General features: G+C 72.4%; 3 protein-coding genes. 2 read left to right on the top strand and 1 reads right to left on the bottom strand.

Features of this window, described 5'->3' with window-relative positions; genetic code table 11:
- Positions 1-70 precede the first annotated feature (70 nt).
- Positions 71-1411, top strand: coding sequence for an iron uptake transporter deferrochelatase/peroxidase subunit (gene efeB, locus ACFV6I_RS38920; RefSeq protein ID WP_380430951.1), 1341 nt, complete (start codon positions 71-73; stop codon positions 1409-1411).
- 35 nt (positions 1412-1446) lie between these two features.
- A complete protein-coding gene (gene efeU / locus ACFV6I_RS38915) occupies positions 1447-2280 on the top strand; it encodes an iron uptake transporter permease EfeU (protein WP_063346113.1) in 834 nt (277 codons plus the stop codon).
- 78 nt (positions 2281-2358) lie between these two features.
- On the opposite strand, the gene ACFV6I_RS38910 is transcribed toward efeU, so the two are convergent.
- Positions 2359-2631, bottom strand: coding sequence for a hypothetical protein (locus ACFV6I_RS38910; RefSeq protein ID WP_380430948.1), 273 nt, complete (start codon positions 2629-2631; stop codon positions 2359-2361).
- Between the last annotated feature and the right edge of the window lie 111 nt (positions 2632-2742).

Here is a 2742-nt window from a genome sequence, read left to right as displayed (position 1 = left end):
AGCGCCGGTGCCGCCCCCGCGCCCCCCCAACGGCATCGGTGAGTCAGCACAGAGAAGGATCCGCCCGCCGATGGACGCCGAGAACGCCAAGGGCACCAAGAACCCCGAGAACCCCGAGGGCACCGCAAACGCCCCGGCCGCTGCCGCCGCTGCCGCCGCTGCCGCCGGTGGCGCCGTCAGCCGACGGGCCGTGATCGGCTGGGCCGGCGCGGGCGTCGCGCTCGGCGCCGCCGCCGTCGGCTCGGTCGCCGCCGCCACCCGGCAGGACGACCAGGCCCCGGCCCCGGCCGCCCAGACCGGCGCCGAGGTGCCCTTCTACGGCGAGAACCAGTCCGGCATCGCCACCCCGGTCCAGGACCGCCTGCACTTCGCCGCCTTCGACGTCTCCGAGAAGGCGACCCGCGAGTCGCTGGTCAAGATGCTCAAGGAGTGGACCAAGGCCGCCGCCGCGATGACCGGCGGCCGCGAGGTCGGCACCGGCGCCGCCGGCGGCCTGCCCGAGGCTCCGCCGGACGACACCGGCGAGGCCCTCGGCCTGCCCGCCTCCCGGCTCACCCTCACCATCGGCTTCGGCCCCACCCTGTTCGACCAGGACGGCGTCGACCGCTTCGGCCTCCGTGCCAAGCGCCCCGAGGCCCTGATCGACCTGCCGAACTTCAAGGGCGACAAGCTCGACCCGCTGCGCAGCGGCGGCGATCTCTGCGTCCAGGCCTGCGCCGACGACCCGCAGGTCGCCGTGCACGCGATCCGCAACCTGGCCCGGATCGGCATGGGCACCGTCAACATCCGCTGGTCCCAGCTCGGCTTCGGCAAGACCTCCTCCACCACCCCGGACGCCCAGACCCCGCGCAACCTGCTCGGCTTCAAGGACGGCACCCACAACATCGCGGGCACCGACGGCGCCGGGCTGGCCGAGCACGTCTGGGCCGCCCCCGGCGACGGCCCCGAGTGGATGACCGGCGGCTCCTACCTGGTCGCCCGGCGGATCCGGATGCACATCGAGACCTGGGACCGCGCCTCGCTCAAGGACCAGGAGGACACCTTCGGCCGCACCAAGGGCGAGGGCGCCCCCTACGGCAAGGTCAAGGAGCACGACGCGCCGGACCTCAAGGCGATGCCCGCCGGCTCGCACGTCGCGCTGGCCCACCCGGACGCCAACAACGGCCTGATGATTCTGCGCCGCGGCTTCTCCTTCACCGACGGCACCGACGGCCTCGGCCGCCTGGACGCCGGCCTGTTCTTCCTCGCCTACCAGCGCGACACCCGCAAGGCCTTCGTGCCGCTCCAGCAGCGGCTCGCGGCCGGCGACAAGCTCAACGAGTACATCCAGCACGTCGGCTCCGCCCACTTCGCCTGCCCGGCGGGCGTCCGCAAGCCCGGGGAGTGGTGGGGCCAAGCGCTCTTCGGCTGATCCCCCGCCCCGTTCAACCCCCCGAGGAGAGTGCCGTGTTCGGCAACTACCTGATCGGCCTGCGCGAAGGCCTCGAAGCCAGCCTGGTCGTCTGCATCCTGATCGCCTACCTGGTCAAGACCGGCCGCAGGGACAAGCTGCCGCCGGTGTGGATCGGCGTCGCCTCCGCCGTGGTGCTCAGCATGGTCTTCGGCGCCGTGCTGCAGTTCGGCTCGTCGCAGCTCACCTTCGAGGCCCAGGAGGCGCTGGGCGGCTCGCTGTCGATCATCTCGGTCGGGCTGGTCACCTGGATGGTGTTCTGGATGCGCCGCACCGCCCGGCACCTGAAGACCGAACTGCACGGCAAGCTGGACGCGGCCATCGCCATGGGCACCACGGCCCTGGTGGTCACCTGCTTCCTGGCGGTCGGCCGCGAGGGCCTGGAGACCGCGCTGTTCATCTGGTCGGCGGTGCAGGCCACCAACGACGGCTACAACCCGCTGATCGGCGCCGCGCTCGGCCTGCTCACCTCGGTGGTGCTCGGCTGGCTGTTCTACCGGGGCGCGCTGAAGATCAACCTGGCCAAGTTCTTCACCTGGACCGGCGCGATGCTGGTGGTCGTCGCGGCCGGCGTGCTCGCCTACGGCGTGCACGACCTCCAGGAGGCGGGCTGGTTGCCCGGCCTGCACAGCGTGGCCTTCGACATCAGCAGCACCATCCCCAAGGACAGCTGGTACGGCACCCTGCTCAAGGGCGTGTTCAACTTCCAGCCGGACCCGACGGTGCTGCAGCTCGTGGTCTGGCTGCTCTACCTGGTGCCGACCCTCGCCGTGTTCTTCGGCCTGTTCAGCGGCAAGGCGAAGCCCGTCGCCGCCAAGCCGGCCGCCTGACCCCTTCGTTCGGCGAACCGCCCCGCCCCGTCCGGCACCCCGCCGGGCGGGGCGGTGTCGTGTGCGGCCGGACAGGGCCTATGTCCCGTACACGCAGAGGAAGACGATGAAGGCGACCAGCCCGACGGCCGCGGCGATCCACGGGCCCGGCGCGAACTCCTGCCGGACGTACCCGGCTTCGTGCGTCTGCGACAGGTGCTGGGAGGCCTTCGCCTGCGCGCCGAACGCCGCCGACCTGCGGTAGCCGCAGCTCTCGCAGACCACGCGCCGGGTGTTGTTCCGCCCCGAGACGACCTTCACCGCGTGCTGGTGCCCGTGCGGGTCCTCGCCCGTGAACCGGCTGGTCTCCATGCCTTGGCCCCCTTCGCCTCGCCCCTGTGCGCGCGAGCATCCTTGCACGCACCACCGACAGCCGTGCCCCGGTGGGACCGGGATACGCCGGAGCCCCGGACGGTCGAGGAC

The organism is Kitasatospora sp. NPDC059803 (assembly GCF_042732255.1).
Lineage (GTDB): Bacteria > Actinomycetota > Actinomycetes > Streptomycetales > Streptomycetaceae > Kitasatospora.
This window is presented reverse-complemented; position numbering and strand designations above follow the sequence as displayed.

Excerpts from the sequence above, each read along its gene's own strand:
- efeB (WP_380430951.1), top strand. The coding sequence starts at position 71 with ATGGACGCCGAGAACGCCAAGGGCACCAAGAACCCCGAGAACCCCGAG.
- ACFV6I_RS38910 (WP_380430948.1), bottom strand. The coding sequence starts at position 2,631 with ATGGAGACCAGCCGGTTCACGGGCGAGGACCCGCACGGGCACCAGCAC.